Origin of the sequence: Mesotoga sp. H07.pep.5.3 (assembly GCF_002752615.1) — a bacterium.
In the GTDB taxonomy this organism is placed as follows: domain Bacteria; phylum Thermotogota; class Thermotogae; order Petrotogales; family Kosmotogaceae; genus Mesotoga; species Mesotoga prima.
In genome coordinates, this window is the sequence record NZ_AYTV01000026.1 from 140,799 (window position 1) to 156,755 (window position 15,957).

Consider the following 15,957-nt stretch of genomic DNA (forward strand, 5'->3'; position numbering starts at 1 on the left):
CTTCCGGAAGATAGGGGTCCTACATTTCCACAAGAACAGACTCCCTGGTCGTCGAAGATTTATGTAGGAGAATTATTTCGTCATAAGTAAAATAAGCAATACTGATCGAGGCAAATAGTACCAAACAGATTCTAATGATTCTCTTCAGTTTAGCGTTTTGCCTCCACAAAAAGCAATTGCGCAATTTCGGATTTCTTTCGCCGGCTTTTCGTACCCAAGAACCTCCACTTGTTTCTTTCCCAAAGATTTTCTGAGCCGTTATTCTTGTCTCAATCCTTTCATCAAAGCGCGTTAGTATCAGGCTCAATTAGCGTCTCTTATGGAACCCGCAAAAGATCAAACCAGAGAGCTTCAGATCTTGAAGTCAATTGTGTTCTTTGATTTCGACTGCCCCATTTCGTATCCTTTGCCAAGCACAAGAACTAGACCAAGTTCTGCAGGCAGGCCGACCTCAGTAATTTTCTCAACTGTAGATTTGACGTCATACTCAACTCTTCGAAATTCATATGAAATACTCTGCTGGACAACATCAATAATCAAATAGCAGGCCTTGGGATTTCCGTCCTTAGGCCTGCCGACGCTGCCGTCGTTGAAGACGAGTTTTCCCATCGCCCAGCGAACCATGGGAAGATGCGTATGACCGTTGACGACAACATCGGCTTTGACCCTCTCCAGCACTTTCTGTAGCCTTTCGCTTGAAGTATCTGGCCTTATGTACTCAAGTAAATGATCTACAGGGCTTCCATGAACAAGAAGAAATTTCACACCCTCTTCTTCGAATTCCAATGTGTGAGGAAGTGAACGTAGGAACTCCTTAGCTGCAGCTGAAGTATTTGTTATGCTCCAGTTTAAGGACTCGTCTCCAACTTCCGTTTCTCTGCCGGGATTATATGCGCAGCCGCAGCTTTTCTTTTCATAACCTATCGCATCATCATAATTTCCCATTATCGTAGGGATTTTAAGGTCGCGAATTCTTTGAACAACCTCTTGTGGCTGAGGGCCATACCCTACTAGATCTCCAAGACAGTAAATTCTTTCAATGTTTTGACTCTCAATATCTTTCAGCACTGCCTCAAGAGCCTCAAGATTTCCGTGTATATCCGAAAAGAATACGATTCTCATTTTTCTTGACCTCCAGTAGTGATCTCCAGACTAGATAGATATTACTCGATAAATATTGTCTCAGTATTCTTTCATTGTTGCACAACAATGCAACATGGATTATTCTATTAGTATATCCCGTTTGGAGGTGTCTGATGAACAAAAGGACAGTCATGCTTTTCAAGGCACTGGGTTGTAGCTGGCGATTAAAAATTCTTGAACAACTTTCAAAGGGTACCCTATGTATTTGCGAGCTGGATGATCTTTTTGCGATAGATAAAACAACTCTCTCAAGGCACGTTAAGGCATTGGTAGATGCGGGCCTCGTCAAAGAGAACAGGAATGGTGCGAGAAAGGAGCTCAGCATAGCAGATAGAAGAGTCCTGGAGATTGTCGAGCTTGCCAAGTCAATCACTGATGTGTCATCACAAGAATCGGAGTAGATGACTGTGTACAGCACTGTAATCTATTTCATAACTGGATCGCTTCTAGTTATCTCTCTCATTGTAAGTCGAAAAAAGACACTTATGGCGCTCGAGAAAGCGTGGAGATCATTTGAGGGAATTCTGCCTGAACTGATCGCTATTCTGCTTTTCGTTGGATTGCTTATCGCGCTGTTGAATCCCGAGACAATTTCGCAGCTGCTAGGAGAAAGTTCGGGAGTTTGGGGGTTGCTTATAGCTTCAGCTGTTGGATCAATCACTTTGATTCCCGGTTTTGTCGCTTTTCCCACGGCGGTCATGTTGCTCGATAATGGAGCCGGGATAACTCAGATAGCTCTTTTCATTTCCACTCTGATGATGGTTGGAGTTGTTACTTTTCCGGTTGAGAAGAAATATTTTGGAAGTAGACTGACGATTATGAGAAACGTGATGGCATTTGGATTCTCGTTTATAGTTGCCGGTCTTATGGGAGTGATTCTGGGATGAAGGCGAAAAGGTATGTCTTTCCGCTAGTAATGGCAGGGTTCGTTTCTGCAGTATTTGCCGCAAACAATCAAGTCGGGCGAAACGCACTGAGCATTACTGGAACGAGTTTTTTGGAAATGTTATCAGTTATTCCTCCGATATTTATTCTCTTGGGCCTTCTCGATGTCTGGATTCCGAGAGAGAAGATTACCAAACATCTGGGAGAGGAATCAGGTATCAAGGGAATATCACTATCCTTTCTTCTTGGAGCGGCTGCGGCGGGACCTTTATATGGCGCCTTTCCAATAGCAGCGGTCTTCATGAAGAAAGGAGTGAAGTTTTCGAACGTACTGATCTTCGTTGGAGCTTGGTCAACAACTAAGATTCCGATGTTCATGTTCGAAATGGGATCACTGGGTGCAGGGTTTGCTCTGCTCAGATTGGCAATAAACATTCCGGGAATACTACTTATGGCGATAATACTAGAAAGAATAACCGGTAAGGAAAGTATTGATGCGATATGTGCACAGGCTGCGAGCATTAGTGAATAGGAGACATAATTGAGATGGAGAAAGATTTGAAGAAAGAAGTTACGAAGTTCGTATTGTTGGCAGCTGGTTTTCTTGTTTTCTATTTTCTTCCTTTTGGAAGTCAATATGTACAGGATGCAATAATCAGCGGATTTACAATGCTTGGTTCATATGCAAGAGAACACGTACTTCTCTGTCTTGTGCCTGCCTTTTTCATTGCAGGCACTATCACTGTATTTATACGGAAGGATTCAATATTGAAACTACTGGGTCCCGACGCCCGAAAGATCATTTCATATCCAATCGCTGCCATTTCTGGTGGAATTCTGGCAGTTTGTTCTTGTACAATTCTTCCTCTTTTCGGAGGTATATACAAACGGGGCGCCGGCCTTGGACCGGCAGTTGCCTTCCTCTTTAGCGGTCCGGCGATAAACGTTGCTGCAATCTTCTTGACTGGAAGTGCTATTGGATGGGAGATGGCACTTGTGAGAATTCTTGGAGCCTCGACCTCGGCAATTTTTGTTGGTTTAACGATGCAGAGCATCTTTAGAGAAAAGGGATCAGGAGGTTTTGCGACCCAGGAATCGGATGATCATGTTTCCTGGCCTGAGGCGATTGGTTTTCTGGGTCTCCAGATGACCTTCTTAATTGTTGGCGGCCTGGCTATCGATCCGATAGTTAAGGCATCAATACTGATTATCTCCGCTATTGTGGTTTTTGTTATGGCTATACGTTTCAAGGGAGAACTGAGAAATCAATGGATAGGTGAGACTTGGGATTTTGCGAAGAAGATTCTTCCTTACCTTTTCTTCGGAGTCTTTGCCGCTGGAATAATATCCAGCGCGCTTCCCCAGAGCGTTGTCGAGTCACTTCTTGGGGGCAACAGATTTGTCTCAACTCTCTTTGCATCAGTCTTTGGAGCTTTCATGTATTTCGCGACTCTGACTGAAGTTCCTATCGTCCAGTCGCTAATGTTTCTAGGAATGGGAAAAGGTCCCGCCCTGGCGCTCTTTATGGCGGGTAATTCACTTAGTTTGCCTAGCATGATAGTTATAACTAAACTTCTGGGAAAGAAGAGAGCATTCACTTACTTTGGACTGGTAGTGTTATTCTCCACGCTGTGGGGATTCATATATGGAAGTCTATTTTAGGATTAAGGAGGTCGCACAATGAAGATCGAAATCTTTGGTTCGGGCTGTCCGAGGTGCAAACAGACAGAAAAGATTATGAAGATGGCCGTTGAAGAGTTGGATTCAGATGCGATAGTGGAGAAGGTAACAGACATGATGGTGATCATGGAGAAGGGAATAGTATCGACTCCCGCTGTCGCAGTCGATGGAAAGATCGTTATATCCGGGAAGATACCCTCACTAGATGAGGCGAAAAGACTCATCAAAGGTTGATAGAAGAAATGTTTAGGTGATAGATTAGTGGAGGGGGATGCCCTTCCATTTTTCAACCATGTAGATGGAGGTCAAGAATGAAAGTGGTAGCCTTTAATGGAAGTCCGCGTGTTGATGGAAACACCTCTAAGATGATTGAAGAAGTCTTCACTGTTCTAAATGATGGAGGAATAGATACCGAGATAGTACAAATTGGCGGGAACCCCGTAATGGGGTGCACTGCCTGCAATATCTGCTTCGAGACGAAAAACAGGAGATGCGCAATAGTTGATGACTATGTTAACGGTTGCATAGAAAAGATGCTTGAGGCAGACGGAATTATCTTCGGGACGCCGACTTATTTTGCGGATCTCTCGCCCGAGGTGAAGGCTCTGATTGACAGAGCAGGGATGGTGGCACTTGCCAACAACGCTATGTTTAAGAAAAAAGTAGGTGCGGCCGTAGTAGCGGTTCGAAGAGGAGGATCTGTTCACGCATTCGATTCTATCAATCACTTTTTCCTTATCTCTCAAATGATAATTCCCGGTTCATCATACTGGAATCTCTCTCTAGCCTGGCGAAAAGGGGATTTCGAGAAAGATAAAGAGGGAATACGAACGATGAGAGTTCTCGGTGAAAACATGGCCTGGTTGCTAAGGAAGATCAACCAATAGTCTGTTGTAATGAGCTTTCAACTTGATTTCTGCCGAACTAGAATAGATTGCGGCCTCCGAAATTGTATGCGGCTGGCAAGACTATAAATTGGAAAAAGTACCACTGTCTATCTTTTTGCAAGAAGGCACTTTCACCAAATGCCTTACGACAGTTCATGGTTCACTTCTGCGCGAAACTCGATAACAAATCTGATAGTTGTTCCATCTCTTCACAGCTAAGATATCCGGTTCTTGCCTCTTGTTTTGACACTTGATAAATGGGGTTTTCGAGAACTAAAACTGGTATCTTATTTGCATGTCATTGTGTTGGAGGTGCGAAAGTGTACACGTGGATGAAAACTCTTGGATGGATAAACTTCACTCTTCTTGTCATAAACACATCTCTTTTTCTGACAAGATGGTTCTACCGCACATTCAATAAAAGGCTTGAGCGTTTTCCCTGGAAGGGCTTTAAGAAACTGATGGTAGTCCTGGCCGCTGTTCATCCTTGGACTGGTTCAATTCTCTTGTTCACTGCCCTTTATCATGGTTATCTTGCAACAGGAGGTTTTGTCCTGTACAGTGGTAGTCTTGTTTTCATCGGGGTATTTGCACAGTTCATAGTATATTTGTTAGGAAAGTATGTTTCGGCTATGAAGAAGAAATGGAGACCCATACATAAAGGCCTGATGATAGCCACATGGGCGCTGTTTCTTTTCCATATTTTTGCGCCGTATTCTATTTGGATTCCAATTCTCTAGTCCATTGTTGCTAGCGATCTCAAGAATGGCAGTACAATTTCGAGGAATTCCCCGGGGCTTTCCTCATGTGGTAGGTGGCCCGTATCTGGAATGATTGACAGCTGGGCTAAGGGAAGCTCTTTCGCGAGCCTTACTGAGTCCTCAACGGGTACTATTCTGTCGTTATCTCCAGTGATAACTAATGACGGTACATAAATCACGGGAATTTTGGAATAGTCGTAAGGCTTTCTTGCAAGCGTCAGTTCCCACAAAGCTCTGTCCCAGTTTTCCGCCTTCAGTGGTTTTTCGTATCCTTCAAGAATATCTGGGGTCAGCTTGCTGGTATCGTACCAAGCCAGATCTAGAAGATTTCGTGAGTTTCCCAGAAAAATTCTCGATACAAGAGGACCTAGATGTCTACCCTGTGGTGTGTTTGTCAGTAAGTTGAAAAATGGGTTATCTGCATCGTTCGTATATACGGCAGCATCTACGAGTACGAGTCCTTTGACCTTTTGTGGGTACGATGCCGCTACTTCCAGTGCAGTAAGGCCGCCGGCAGAATTACCGATCAGGATAGCCTCTTCATATCCCAGATGCTCGATAAGTGATACTGTAAGTTCTACCTGACCTTCCATTGAATAAGGGTTGAAAACCTCAAGATCTTTACCCAACGGTCTTGAGGTAAAACCAAATCCAGGTCTGTCGAACGCGACTACGAAATACTCCTCAGCTAAAGGACCAATTACCTCGCGCCACGAAAAAGTGCTGGCCCCAAACCCATGAAGAAGAAGGACCAAAGTAGAACCTTCACCGGCGCTCTTGTAATGAATGTTTATGTTCTTTATGTTGACAAACATGCTATCTTCGTCTGCAAGTAGAAGAGGGTCCACAGTGCCCTCCAGATCTCTCACGGGGATGAGAAAGGGAGCAATTAAGACTACCGAGAGCAAAGAAACCACAATGACAATGAATTTCATGACTATTCGACTCCTTGCGATCTTATCGAAGCGAAGGCTTTGTTGACAAGCAACTCCGCTTCCACTCCGTCCCTTGGGAGCAAGACAGATCCCGCTTTGAGTTCCAGCGTTGAATCGCCTTGGTCCAATTTCCACTTCTCAAAGGAACTAAGGACTTTTCCAATTATCCTGGCGGCGGAATCAGGATTTTTAAGGTCCTCGGCAAGCAGAAGAAATTCTCTTCTAGAAAACCTACACAGCGTATCGCTCTTTCTTATGCCCTTGACAAGCTCTTCTGTTATCTCTACAAGCGTTGCTTCTTGGATGCTCTGAACTGCTTCTCTATTACTTAGTTCAAATGCAGCGACCATCGAAAACAGGTTGTTTCTTCTGCTTCTAAATATTGCCATGTTCAATCTGTCTCTGAAAAGCACGTAATTTGGGAGCCCAGTCTCGCCGTCAAAATGGGCAAGTTCAGAAATTGTTTGTTCGGCTAGCTTCAAGTCTGAGATATCTTCTACCACAAAGAGAAAGTACAATGCATTTGGTACCGATAATTTCTTCAAATAATACCTCAACCATCTCCCGTTCTTTCTTATGTGGTGGTATTCCAAAGCCTCTTCACTTCTACGTATCAAATCTCTCATCTTCTTCTTAATCTCTTCCCGCAACCCTTCTATCAGATTTGAGGCCCGGTTGTTTGCCACAAGCACGTTCGAGAATTCATCGAGCACAGCTACTCCGTCCTCAATAAGAGACAAAGCCTGCGTAAGAAGTTCTGAGAGCTGCTCTGAGGAAATGTTGTCTTTCATTGTTTCACCACCCTTTGCTTTTCAGTCGTTTCTATTCTACCTGTAAAGTACAAATTTACATATTTGCTCATTAAAGGATCATTCTTCCATCTGTGAAAGCCAAAGGTCAGAGTGCAATTGTATAATGGGCTTACACAGGTAGAAATCGATATAGAGGAGGCAAGAAGTGAAAAAGAGTGTTTTCATAGTTCTAAGCCTTGTTTTTTTCTTCTCATTCTTTTTTCTTCAAGGATGCGATCGTTCCAAACTAACGACAACAGTAACTTCTGTGATTGATGGTGACTCTATTACTGTAAAGGCTCTTCAAGGAACGGTTAGGCTCATTGGTATAGATGCACCAGAGGTCACTTCAGGAAGCAAGCCGGCCGGTCAATTTGCCGAAGAAGCAAGAGAGTTCTTGAAGCAGATGGTCCTGAACAATGGAAAGGTTACCCTTGAACTCCATGGAAAGGATTCTTACGGAAGGCATCTTGCTTACCTCTTCAACTCTGAAGGTGAATTTGTGAATGCAGAACTAGTCAGGCAGGGTCTGGCGAGACCTCTAACCTATGAAGATACCTCCCATAATTCAGCGAAAATCAGAGAAGCCTACAGACAGGCTTTCAATAACAGAAGTGGGATCTTCTCATCCTACAATGATTTTCAAGTTTATGATGCCTCTGAGGTTCGTGAAGCCCTTTATCCGTATCAATTGGGCGGTTTTCTCGGAAAGATAGTATGGGTCGAGTTCACTGTGATTGACGTAAATGGCCTTACGGTAGTTGGTGATGATATTGTCGTGAGAGTAAGGCCTGAGGAAGCGACACTTTTCGGTCAGGATTCCAAAGATTTGCAAAGACTGTACAGAAAGAAAATCAGGGTTTTCGGTGAGATCTGGCAGGATGATTCTGGCAAGGTCCTGATTCTATTGAGAGACCCGGCCATAGAGATCACCGGAATATCTCAATTTGCAAATTCCTCGCCTTTTCTTCTTCCAAAAGCTGCTTGAAATACTTCCAATGCGAAAGCAGTCTTAGAATCCAAGAGAATTGACAAGAAGAAAAGTATATGCAAAAATAGATTGCAATGAGTTTGCGCAAATGAATTGCAATACGGAGGTGTCAATTGAAAAGACTGACATCACTTAGAAGAGAAGTTTTGGATCTGATAAACAACTCTGAATCGCCTTTGAGTGCCGATGGTATTTATGGAGCGCTGAAGGAGAAACCAAACCTTTCAAGCGTTTATAGAAGCCTTGCCTTTTTGGAAGATGAGGGGCTAATACGGTCAATATCCTTCGAGTGCGAGACGAGATTTTATTTCAGTAGTGAAAGAGAACCGGTACATTTTTTGCACTGCAAAAAGTGCCACAAAACCGAACCATTTTATGAGTGTTTTGCAGATTCTTTTGCAAAGAAAGTTGCGGAAAGCCGTGATTTTACGATTACTAATCATGTATTTTACTTCATTGGAATTTGTGGAGAGTGCAAGAGAAAACTGCTCTCCGACATAGAGGATGGGAAGCTATGAAAAAACGGACTTTACTAACTATTACAGCGCTAATGATTCTGTTTTCAACAACCCTGTTGCCTCTCAGAATTGTGGCTACCATAAACCCTTACTATTTGATTGTTAAGGAGATAGCCGGTAAGAATGGCCAGGTCGATCTTCTGATTGGACCCGGTCAGAACCCACATATATTCTCTCCCAAGATATCGGACGTGAGAAAGCTAAATGAAGCGGACTTAGTCATTGCGAATGGTTTAAATTTGGAGAGTTTCCTAGAGAGTTATCTTGAAGATCTGGCAGCGCAGGGAAAGCGCGTGTTATACATGGGGAATCAGTTGCCGGATGACTTTCTTGTATCTGAAGATGAAATTGGTGAAGCGAACACCGACTTACACCATTTCAACCCTCACATCTGGCTTGATCCAGTAATTCTGTCCGACTACTTGATTCCCGTTATCGTGGAAGAACTGTCCAATATTGATCCGGTTAACTCGGTGTTTTACAAAGTAAACGCAGAAAAACTAATTTCCGAGCTTCATGATTTCGATGAAAAGGCCAGCTCTTATTTGGAGAGATTTCGAGGGTCGATTGTAATAGTTGCTCATCCAAGTTTCACTTACTTCTTTAGAAGATATGGAATAGAGCTTGAGCCTGTTCTTGAAGGAGTTGGCGATGAGCCCAGTATAGGGGAAATAAAGGAACTCGTTGACTTTGTAAGAGAAAAGGATGTCATTGGAATATTTGCTGAGTACCAGCATTCAAAGAGAGCCATAGATATACTGAAAAGCGAAACAGCGGTCGGTCATGGCGAACTGGATAGTTTAGGTCTCTCAATGGAAAGCATTATTGAGCTTCTACAGTGGAATCTCGACGAAATGATGAGGGTATTTGATGGAAAATAAAATTCTGAGTGTCGAAAATTTGAGCTATAGAATTGGAAGTCATTGGATTCTGAGGGACGTTTCTTTCAGTATCTCAAGAAAGGAATTCGTTGGGATAATAGGGCCGAATGGTGCAGGGAAAACAACCCTCATAAAAGCGATAGTTGGAGATCTTGAAGTCTATTCGGGAAAGATCGTTGTTTCCGGGAAGATTGGATATCTATCTCAGAATCCAGACAGGAAGAGAGATTTCCCTATAAAGGTAAGAGAAGTGGCTGCGATGGGGCTATACGGTGATCGTGGAATCTTGAGGCCCTTCAGAAAGAGCGACTGGATTAGAGTGGATGATCTCCTCAGGACGGTAGGTATTTTAGATCTGAGAGATAGAAAGGCCGGCACGCTTTCGGGCGGTGAGTATCAGAGACTGATGTTGGCAAGGGCGTTGGCCTCCGATCCCGACTTGCTTATACTCGATGAACCGGAAGCTGGAGTCGATGAGATGGGTAAAGCTTCTTTTTACAGGTTACTCGAGTCTCTCAAGAATGAAAAGAGTATAGGCATACTAATGGTAAGCCATGACATTGGAATGGTTTTTGACGCTTGTGATACTGTGATGTGCATTAACAAGACTCTACATTGCTATAATGATGCGGATAGTATTACTCCAGAGGAACTGCAGTCCGCGTTCTCTAGCGATCTTGATTTCTTCATAAGATCAAGAGATCATTTCGAAAGGGAGCATCATTTATGATTCAGGATTTTATAAGTGATATCATATCATACAGTTTCTTGCGTAATGCTATTTTAGCCGCAGTTCTTGTAAGTGCACTTACGGGTATCTTTTCAAGCGTGGTTGTTCTTAGAAAGATTGAATTCATTGGTGATGGTGCAGCTCACGCGACGTTCGGCGGTATTGCATTTGGTCTGCTGCTCGGAACGAACTATATTCTCATGGCTGCGATTACGGCCGTGATTTTTGCAGTTGCCGTCAGTTATTTTACGAGAAAGAACAAACTGTCCGAGAGTAGTGTTATTGGAATGCTTCTCCCTCTTTCGATGTCGCTGGGCGTAATTGCTCTCTCATTTATACGGGGCTATACTCCTGATGTTATGGGTCTTTTCTTCGGTAATATACTTATGGTTACTTCTGAAGACGTTTGGATGCTATTGGTAGCTAACGTTATTGCCTGGGTCTTCTTCGCGGTGTTTTACCGAGAACTGCTTTATTACTCTTACGATGAGGGGATGGCAAAACACTACGGTGTACCTATTGGATTTATACATTATGCAGTGCTAATAGGAATAAGTCTGAGCGTAGTAGGCTCGGTGAAAATTGCAGGAATAATTCTTGTCACTGCCTTTTTGGTCATTCCTGCAGTTACTTCAAAGACCATTGCCCGTTCATTCAGAGGTATGATTCTGATTTCACTAGGTATGGCAGTAGTGGCAAGCGTGATGGGCATCTTTGTATCATACGTGCTTGACATGCCTCCAGGGCCCGTGATTGTTGTAATGTTATTCATGGAATTTCTGATAACTTTCTCTTTGAAAGCACTATTTAGAGTCAGATTTTGATCAACCGGTAAATTCCAGAATGGATCTTGATTGATAAGTGAGATTCGTGTTGATTGGTTTTTTCCGCTTGTTAGGACTTCGGAAGTGTGGATAAACTTGTGGCTCGGGGAAGAGATTAAACCCCCGATCGCAGAGAGGAGAATTAACGTGAAAATAACTGTTCTTTGCAATGACAAAGGTCTCGAAGGTTTTGAATCTGAACATGGAATTTCATTCTTTATCGAACTGAATGGAAAGAAGTTCCTTTTCGATACCGGATCTACCGACGTTGCAGTTAAGAATGCCGGAAAATTGGGTATAGATCTTTCCGAGGTTGAGTCGATTATTATCAGTCATGGTCACTATGATCATCTTGGTGGGCTAGGAAATGTCTTGAAAAAAACAGGCGCAAAAAAAGTCATGGTCGGCGAAGGATGTCTTGAGAGGAAATTCAGCGGTTCAACGGAATCCAGTCCAGAAGGTTTTGGGAGTGAATATGAGCGGCTCGGAGCTTCTATCGAAACTGTACGCGCTTCGAGAGAGATCACAAACGGCCTACACGTAATGACTGCCGCTCCGTTCGTAACCGAAGAAAGACCTGGAGATAAGCACAACAGAATCAAAGGGGGTACAAGAATTCGAGATTTCTTTGAGGACGAGCTTTCTCTTGCTGTTGTCCAAAATGGTGTTGTGACAGTTATAACCGGCTGCTCTCACAGGGGGATTGGTAACATCGTAAAACAAGCATCGGGGTTTGGAAAAGTAAAGAACGTAGTTGGAGGCCTGCACTTGTTGCACAAGACTGAAGATGAGCTTGAAGAGATCTTTGAATATCTATTGGGTTTCGATATAGATAAGTTCCATATTGGTCACTGTACAGGTGACAATGTAGTGAAGAAGATCGCAGAAAGATTTCCTGCCGAAGTCCGGGAGCTTATGGCCGGCGATAGTTTTGAGTTTCATGGTTGAAACACTGTAATGTGAGTTAAATCAACAATTTGTTTTCGATTTATAGACATTGAGGAGGTTAATGAAGTGGATAGGATTTCGAATTTCGAGTATTTTTTGCCGACAAGGCTAGTGTTCGGTGTTGGATCATTAAACAGAGTTGGAGAGTTTGCAAAGTCCTTGGGCAAGAAGGCACTAATTGTAACGGGTAAGAGCAGTACGAAAAAGACTGGCCTTCTTGACAAGGTAATAGCTATTCTAGAGAAGAATGGAGTAGAAACGGCCGTATTTGATGAGATAGTCCCAAATCCCCTTTCATCTACGGTTGATAAAGGCGCTGAGTTTGCAAACAATGAAAGATGCGATCTGATCATCGGTCTCGGTGGGGGAAGCCCCGTAGACTCGGCAAAACTAATAGCCGTGGTCGCTAAGGATGGCGGTAAATGCTGGGATTACACTGGATCTGGGGGAGGAAGAATTCCCAAATCGGCGCTACCTGTTATCGCTATTCCCACTACTCACGGTACCGGAACCGAGTCAGACCCCTTTGCAGTGGTAACCAATACTGAAACTGACGAGAAGATAGGTGTCGGATTTGACCAAACTTTTCCTACTGTCTCTATTGTCGATCCCGAGGTTATGAAGACTCTTCCGCCCTATCAAACAGCGGCAACCGGAATGGATGCTTTCTATCATGCAATCGAGTCCTACATAAATACAAATCATCAACCAACGTCAGACCTTCTTGCTCTGGAAGCCATGTCGCTCATAAATCATTATCTACCCATAGCTTACAGGGATGGCAACAACATCGAAGCTAGAACAGCCCTCGCATGGGCAAGTACAGCCGCAGGAATTTGCGAAACACTTTCGGGCTGCATCGCAAATCATTCCATTGAGCATCCTATAAGCGCCCATTATAACGCTACCCATGGAGCTGGACTTTGCGCAACCGGCCCTGCATTCTTTGATTACATAAGGCCTCATACAAAAGAGAGATTGGCCAGAGTAGCTCAAATTATGGGAGCTCCTGAAAGTGAAGTAGATATCGATAAGCTCTCGAAAATGTCAATAGAACTAATTCACAGGCTTCAGAAAAGCGTGGATATAGACATTACGCTTAAGGATCTTGGAGTCGAGAAGTCTATGCTTGGTAGACTTGCTGAGGATGCTATGAGAACAATGGGAGCTCTTGTCGAAGTGACACCTGGTAACCTGAAAACCAAAGATCTGGAAAGGATATTGGAAATGTCTTATTGATTTGTAGCTGCCAAATGGAATCCAGATTGGAGAGAACATTGATCTTTTAGGATCTCTCGCTAAATACCGAAGAACGGGGGGATTGAATCAGTCTGCCCCTCGTTTTTTCTTCCTTACGAGGACCGTTTAGAACATTTCCAGAATCAGAGCGGTAAGGATAATGAAGAAGAAAACGTCCTTGGTTCTTCGGGAAGATCAGTTGTAAGTTATCTGTTCCAAGTTGCAAGGATAAGAACCGCTGTAAGCTAAAAGATCAGTTGCAAGTTCTCAGTTCCAAGTTGAAAGCATAAGAGACTCTGAGCGCTGTGAAAAGCAGTCCTTGGTCCTTCGTCCAAGAGCAAGGACCCATCCTTCGAGAAGAACGGTTCTTCGTTCCGACGCTACGCGTCCAGGTTGTTCGTTCTTAAAACCAGATCCCGAAACAAGTTCGGGATGACAGTGTTTGATAATTCTGAGAACGTCACATCAGGTCATTCTGAACTTGATTCAGAATCTCGGCCTCAAGTTTTTTCAACCAGCAACATCGAACTCGCATCTTCAATTGGTTCAAGAGCAGATCCCGAAACAAGTTAGGGATGACAGAGTGAGGGGCTTCTTGAAGCCGCTGTCTGGATAATTTTTTCAGTGCCAGTGAGCCCCTGAAATGATTGCCGTTTCTGTTAACGAGACCCCGACCCTGTAATCGAACCCCCGTTCTCGGCGTCATGCTGAACTTGTTTCAGCATCTCTATCCTAAGACCCGCTGTACGCTAAAAGATCAGTTGCAAGTTCTCAGTTCCAAGTTGAAAGCATGAGAGACTCTGAGCGCTGTGAAGAGCCGTCCTTGGTCCTTCTTCCAAGAGCAAGGACCCGTCCTTCGAGAAGAACGGTTCTTCGTTCCGACGCTACGCGTCCAGGTTGTTCGTTCTTAAAACCAGATCCCGAAACAAGTTCGGGATGACAGTGTTTGATAATTCTGAGAACGTCACATCAGGTCATTCTGAACTTGATTCAGAATCTCGGCCTCAAGTTTTTTCAACCAGCAACATCGAACTCGCATCTTCGATTGATTCAAGAGCAGATCCCGAAACAAGTTCGGGATGACACAGTGAGGAACTTCGAAAAGCCGATGTCGGGACAACTTTCTCAGTTGCATTGAAACCTGAATTGATTGTTGGTTCTCTTCACGAGACCCCATACCCTGTAATCGATACCCTGCACTTCGCGTCATCTGAACTTGATTCAGAATCTCTCGTTTTTTCACTTTGATCAGGAATGAAAAACAGGTTTTATTCGATTAACGGAGAACCGTCCAACGGTAATCCGGCTTTCGTTGCTCTTCCAACCTCTGATTACTAACCTCTACCCTCAGTCTTTCGAAGCCCAGATCCTGAACAGGAGCACTTCAGGATGACAAAATAAGTTGGTCTTGATCAAATTACTTTAATCTGCTTTCTTCTCGGTCTCTTGTTCTTCTTACAACTCACAACTTGGAACTTGAGACTGATTCTTTGCTCTTCCTTCAACGAACCCGAAACGCCGGTCTCCCTTCACAAGATCAGATCCCGAAACAAGTTCGGGATGACAGCAAATGGTTTTTCCGAAAGGGCCAGATTCTGTCATTCCGACAAAGCTACTGGTCGGAATCTGGATGCTCTTGCTTCATTGCTCTAACCAAGAACGAAGAACTGATCTTCGCTCTGGAACGAAGAACAGGTTTTTTATTCGGAGAACGGTGAACCGTCCAACGGAGAACCGGTTTCTCTTGATCTTCCGACCCCCAACCACCAACCTCTACCCTCGGTTTTCATCAGCTACTTCCTTCCATCTTCTGCAGGCGTGGAAGTGACCATTTTCTATCTCCTGAAGCTGAGGTTCTTCCTTCTCCCAGCATTCTTCTTTTGCATAAGGACATCTGGGATGGAATCTGCAGCCCTTTGGAATATTGGCGGCAGATGGGATCTCTCCCTTTATCGGTACTATCTTCGGTTTGTTTACCTTTCCCGCTACCGGTTCGCATACGGCAGCGATGAGAGCCCTTGTGTATGGATGAACTGGATTGTCTATAACATCATCTGGATCTCCTATCTCTATTATCTTTCCAAGGTACATCACGGCTATCCTGTCGGTGAAGTATCTCGCAGTGGAGAGATCGTGTGTTATGTAGAGATAGGTAAGGCCAAGGTCTCTCTGCACTTCCTTCATCATGTGGAGTATTTCGGCCCTGGTGGAAAGGTCAATCATGGATACCGGTTCATCCGCAACGAGAAGCTCGGGGTTTAGAAGAAGAGTCCTCGCGGTAGCTGCCCTCTGTCTCTGACCCCCGGATAACATATGGGGATATCTCACAAGGAATTCATCTGGAGGATTGAGCTTGACTTCCCTTAAAGCCTTCTCGATCATCTTCATTCTCTCATCCCTGTCTTCTCCGAGTTTGTGTATTATTAGAGGTTCCTCCATGACATCCCTTATCTTGAATCGAGGGTTCATTGAAGCGTATGGGTCCTGAAAGATCATCTGTACGTTCCTTCTGTAAATCTTCAGTTCATCTTTCTCTATATGAGTTACATCCTTTCCGTTTAGGAACATTGTCCCGCCTGTGGGTTCTAGGAGTTTCATGATTAGTTTTCCCGTAGTGGTCTTTCCACAACCGGACTCTCCAACTAGACCGAATATCTCGCCCCTCTTTATCGAGAAGGATACTCCGTCAACGGCTTTGACGTAGTTGTGTTCTCCCTTGAAGAACTGGGATATGTTTCTTCTTA

18 protein-coding genes are annotated in these 15,957 nt (G+C 43.9%); 14 read left to right on the top strand and 4 right to left on the bottom strand.

All coding sequences use genetic code 11. The features are described from left to right. Positions 1–351: 351 nt before the first annotated feature. Positions 352–1,122: a metallophosphoesterase family protein gene (locus tag V513_RS13630; RefSeq protein ID WP_014731374.1), complete on the bottom strand. Its 771-nt coding sequence runs from the start codon at positions 1,120–1,122 to the stop codon at positions 352–354. Between the two features lie 134 nt (positions 1,123–1,256). Between V513_RS13630 and V513_RS13635 the strand changes: the two genes are divergently transcribed. From V513_RS13635 to V513_RS13665, 7 genes are all read left to right on the top strand, one after another. Next, on the top strand, positions 1,257–1,544 hold the full coding sequence (locus tag V513_RS13635; protein WP_014731375.1) for an ArsR/SmtB family transcription factor: 288 nt from the start codon (positions 1,257–1,259) through the stop codon (positions 1,542–1,544). Continuing rightward, entirely contained in the window at positions 1,545–2,030 is a 486-nt protein-coding gene (locus V513_RS13640) for a permease (RefSeq protein ID WP_081484626.1), read from the top strand. It abuts the gene before it with no gap. After that, entirely contained in the window at positions 2,027–2,560 is a 534-nt protein-coding gene (locus V513_RS13645; RefSeq protein WP_014731377.1) for a permease, read from the top strand. The genes V513_RS13640 and V513_RS13645 overlap by 4 nt, the downstream gene beginning before the upstream one ends. 14 nt (positions 2,561–2,574) lie before the next feature. Next, positions 2,575–3,690 (top strand): permease, encoded by a 1,116-nt coding sequence (locus V513_RS13650; protein ID WP_014731378.1) that lies wholly within the window; start codon positions 2,575–2,577, stop codon positions 3,688–3,690. Positions 3,691–3,708: 18 nt separating this feature from the next. Then, positions 3,709–3,942, top strand: coding sequence for a thioredoxin family protein (locus tag V513_RS13655; RefSeq protein ID WP_014731379.1), 234 nt, complete (start codon positions 3,709–3,711; stop codon positions 3,940–3,942). Positions 3,943–4,019: 77 nt separating this feature from the next. Further along, on the top strand, positions 4,020–4,595 hold the full coding sequence (locus V513_RS13660) for a flavodoxin family protein (RefSeq protein WP_014731380.1): 576 nt from the start codon (positions 4,020–4,022) through the stop codon (positions 4,593–4,595). 320 nt (positions 4,596–4,915) lie between these two features. Next, positions 4,916–5,335: a hypothetical protein gene (locus V513_RS13665; protein WP_014731381.1), complete on the top strand. Its 420-nt coding sequence runs from the start codon at positions 4,916–4,918 to the stop codon at positions 5,333–5,335. Here V513_RS13665 and V513_RS13670 read toward each other — a convergent pair. Then, the gene (locus V513_RS13670; RefSeq protein ID WP_014731382.1) at positions 5,332–6,291 is read right to left on the bottom strand and encodes an alpha/beta fold hydrolase; all 960 of its coding nucleotides are present in this window, start codon (positions 6,289–6,291) and stop codon (positions 5,332–5,334) included. The two genes, V513_RS13665 and V513_RS13670, sit on opposite strands and share 4 nt — an antisense overlap. A 2-nt stretch (positions 6,292–6,293) precedes the next feature. After that, entirely contained in the window at positions 6,294–7,082 is a 789-nt protein-coding gene (locus V513_RS13675) for a GGDEF domain-containing protein (RefSeq protein WP_041928200.1), read from the bottom strand. 166 nt (positions 7,083–7,248) lie between these two features. Here V513_RS13675 and V513_RS13680 point away from each other — a divergent pair, with 166 nt between their 5' ends. From V513_RS13680 to V513_RS13710, 7 genes are all read left to right on the top strand, one after another. Beyond that, positions 7,249–8,070 (top strand): thermonuclease family protein, encoded by an 822-nt coding sequence (locus tag V513_RS13680; RefSeq protein ID WP_099773146.1) that lies wholly within the window; start codon positions 7,249–7,251, stop codon positions 8,068–8,070. A 116-nt stretch (positions 8,071–8,186) separates the two neighbouring features. After that, the gene (locus V513_RS13685) at positions 8,187–8,591 is read left to right on the top strand and encodes a Fur family transcriptional regulator (RefSeq protein ID WP_014731384.1); all 405 of its coding nucleotides are present in this window, start codon (positions 8,187–8,189) and stop codon (positions 8,589–8,591) included. Then, positions 8,588–9,472, top strand: a complete 885-nt coding sequence (locus V513_RS13690) for a metal ABC transporter substrate-binding protein (RefSeq protein ID WP_014731385.1) — start codon at positions 8,588–8,590, stop codon at positions 9,470–9,472. Before V513_RS13685 ends, V513_RS13690 begins: the two co-directional genes overlap by 4 nt. Continuing rightward, positions 9,462–10,202 (top strand): metal ABC transporter ATP-binding protein, encoded by a 741-nt coding sequence (locus tag V513_RS13695; protein ID WP_014731386.1) that lies wholly within the window; start codon positions 9,462–9,464, stop codon positions 10,200–10,202. The genes V513_RS13690 and V513_RS13695 overlap by 11 nt, the downstream gene beginning before the upstream one ends. Then, positions 10,199–11,026, top strand: coding sequence for a metal ABC transporter permease (locus V513_RS13700; protein WP_014731387.1), 828 nt, complete (start codon positions 10,199–10,201; stop codon positions 11,024–11,026). Before V513_RS13695 ends, V513_RS13700 begins: the two co-directional genes overlap by 4 nt. A gap of 147 nt (positions 11,027–11,173) precedes the next feature. Continuing rightward, positions 11,174–11,974: an MBL fold metallo-hydrolase gene (locus V513_RS13705; protein WP_041928464.1), complete on the top strand. Its 801-nt coding sequence runs from the start codon at positions 11,174–11,176 to the stop codon at positions 11,972–11,974. Positions 11,975–12,040: 66 nt separating this feature from the next. Next, positions 12,041–13,213 (top strand): iron-containing alcohol dehydrogenase, encoded by a 1,173-nt coding sequence (locus V513_RS13710; RefSeq protein ID WP_014731389.1) that lies wholly within the window; start codon positions 12,041–12,043, stop codon positions 13,211–13,213. 1,773 nt (positions 13,214–14,986) lie between these two features. On the opposite strand, the gene V513_RS13720 is transcribed toward V513_RS13710, so the two are convergent. Further along, positions 14,987–15,957 (bottom strand): ABC transporter ATP-binding protein (locus V513_RS13720; RefSeq protein WP_099773149.1); only part of this gene is annotated, 971 nt, incomplete at its 5' end.

Coding starts and splice junctions, on each gene's coding strand:
- V513_RS13695 (WP_014731386.1), top strand. CDS start 9,462: ATGGAAAATAAAATTCTGAGTGTCGAAAATTTGAGCTATAGAATTGGA.
- V513_RS13650 (WP_014731378.1), top strand. CDS start 2,575: ATGGAGAAAGATTTGAAGAAAGAAGTTACGAAGTTCGTATTGTTGGCA.
- V513_RS13645 (WP_014731377.1), top strand. CDS start 2,027: ATGAAGGCGAAAAGGTATGTCTTTCCGCTAGTAATGGCAGGGTTCGTT.
- V513_RS13655 (WP_014731379.1), top strand. CDS start 3,709: ATGAAGATCGAAATCTTTGGTTCGGGCTGTCCGAGGTGCAAACAGACA.
- V513_RS13670 (WP_014731382.1), bottom strand. CDS start 6,291: ATGAAATTCATTGTCATTGTGGTTTCTTTGCTCTCGGTAGTCTTAATT.
- V513_RS13700 (WP_014731387.1), top strand. CDS start 10,199: ATGATTCAGGATTTTATAAGTGATATCATATCATACAGTTTCTTGCGT.
- V513_RS13630 (WP_014731374.1), bottom strand. CDS start 1,122: ATGAGAATCGTATTCTTTTCGGATATACACGGAAATCTTGAGGCTCTT.
- V513_RS13675 (WP_041928200.1), bottom strand. CDS start 7,082: ATGAAAGACAACATTTCCTCAGAGCAGCTCTCAGAACTTCTTACGCAG.
- V513_RS13640 (WP_081484626.1), top strand. CDS start 1,545: ATGACTGTGTACAGCACTGTAATCTATTTCATAACTGGATCGCTTCTA.
- V513_RS13690 (WP_014731385.1), top strand. CDS start 8,588: ATGAAAAAACGGACTTTACTAACTATTACAGCGCTAATGATTCTGTTT.
- V513_RS13635 (WP_014731375.1), top strand. CDS start 1,257: ATGAACAAAAGGACAGTCATGCTTTTCAAGGCACTGGGTTGTAGCTGG.
- V513_RS13660 (WP_014731380.1), top strand. CDS start 4,020: ATGAAAGTGGTAGCCTTTAATGGAAGTCCGCGTGTTGATGGAAACACC.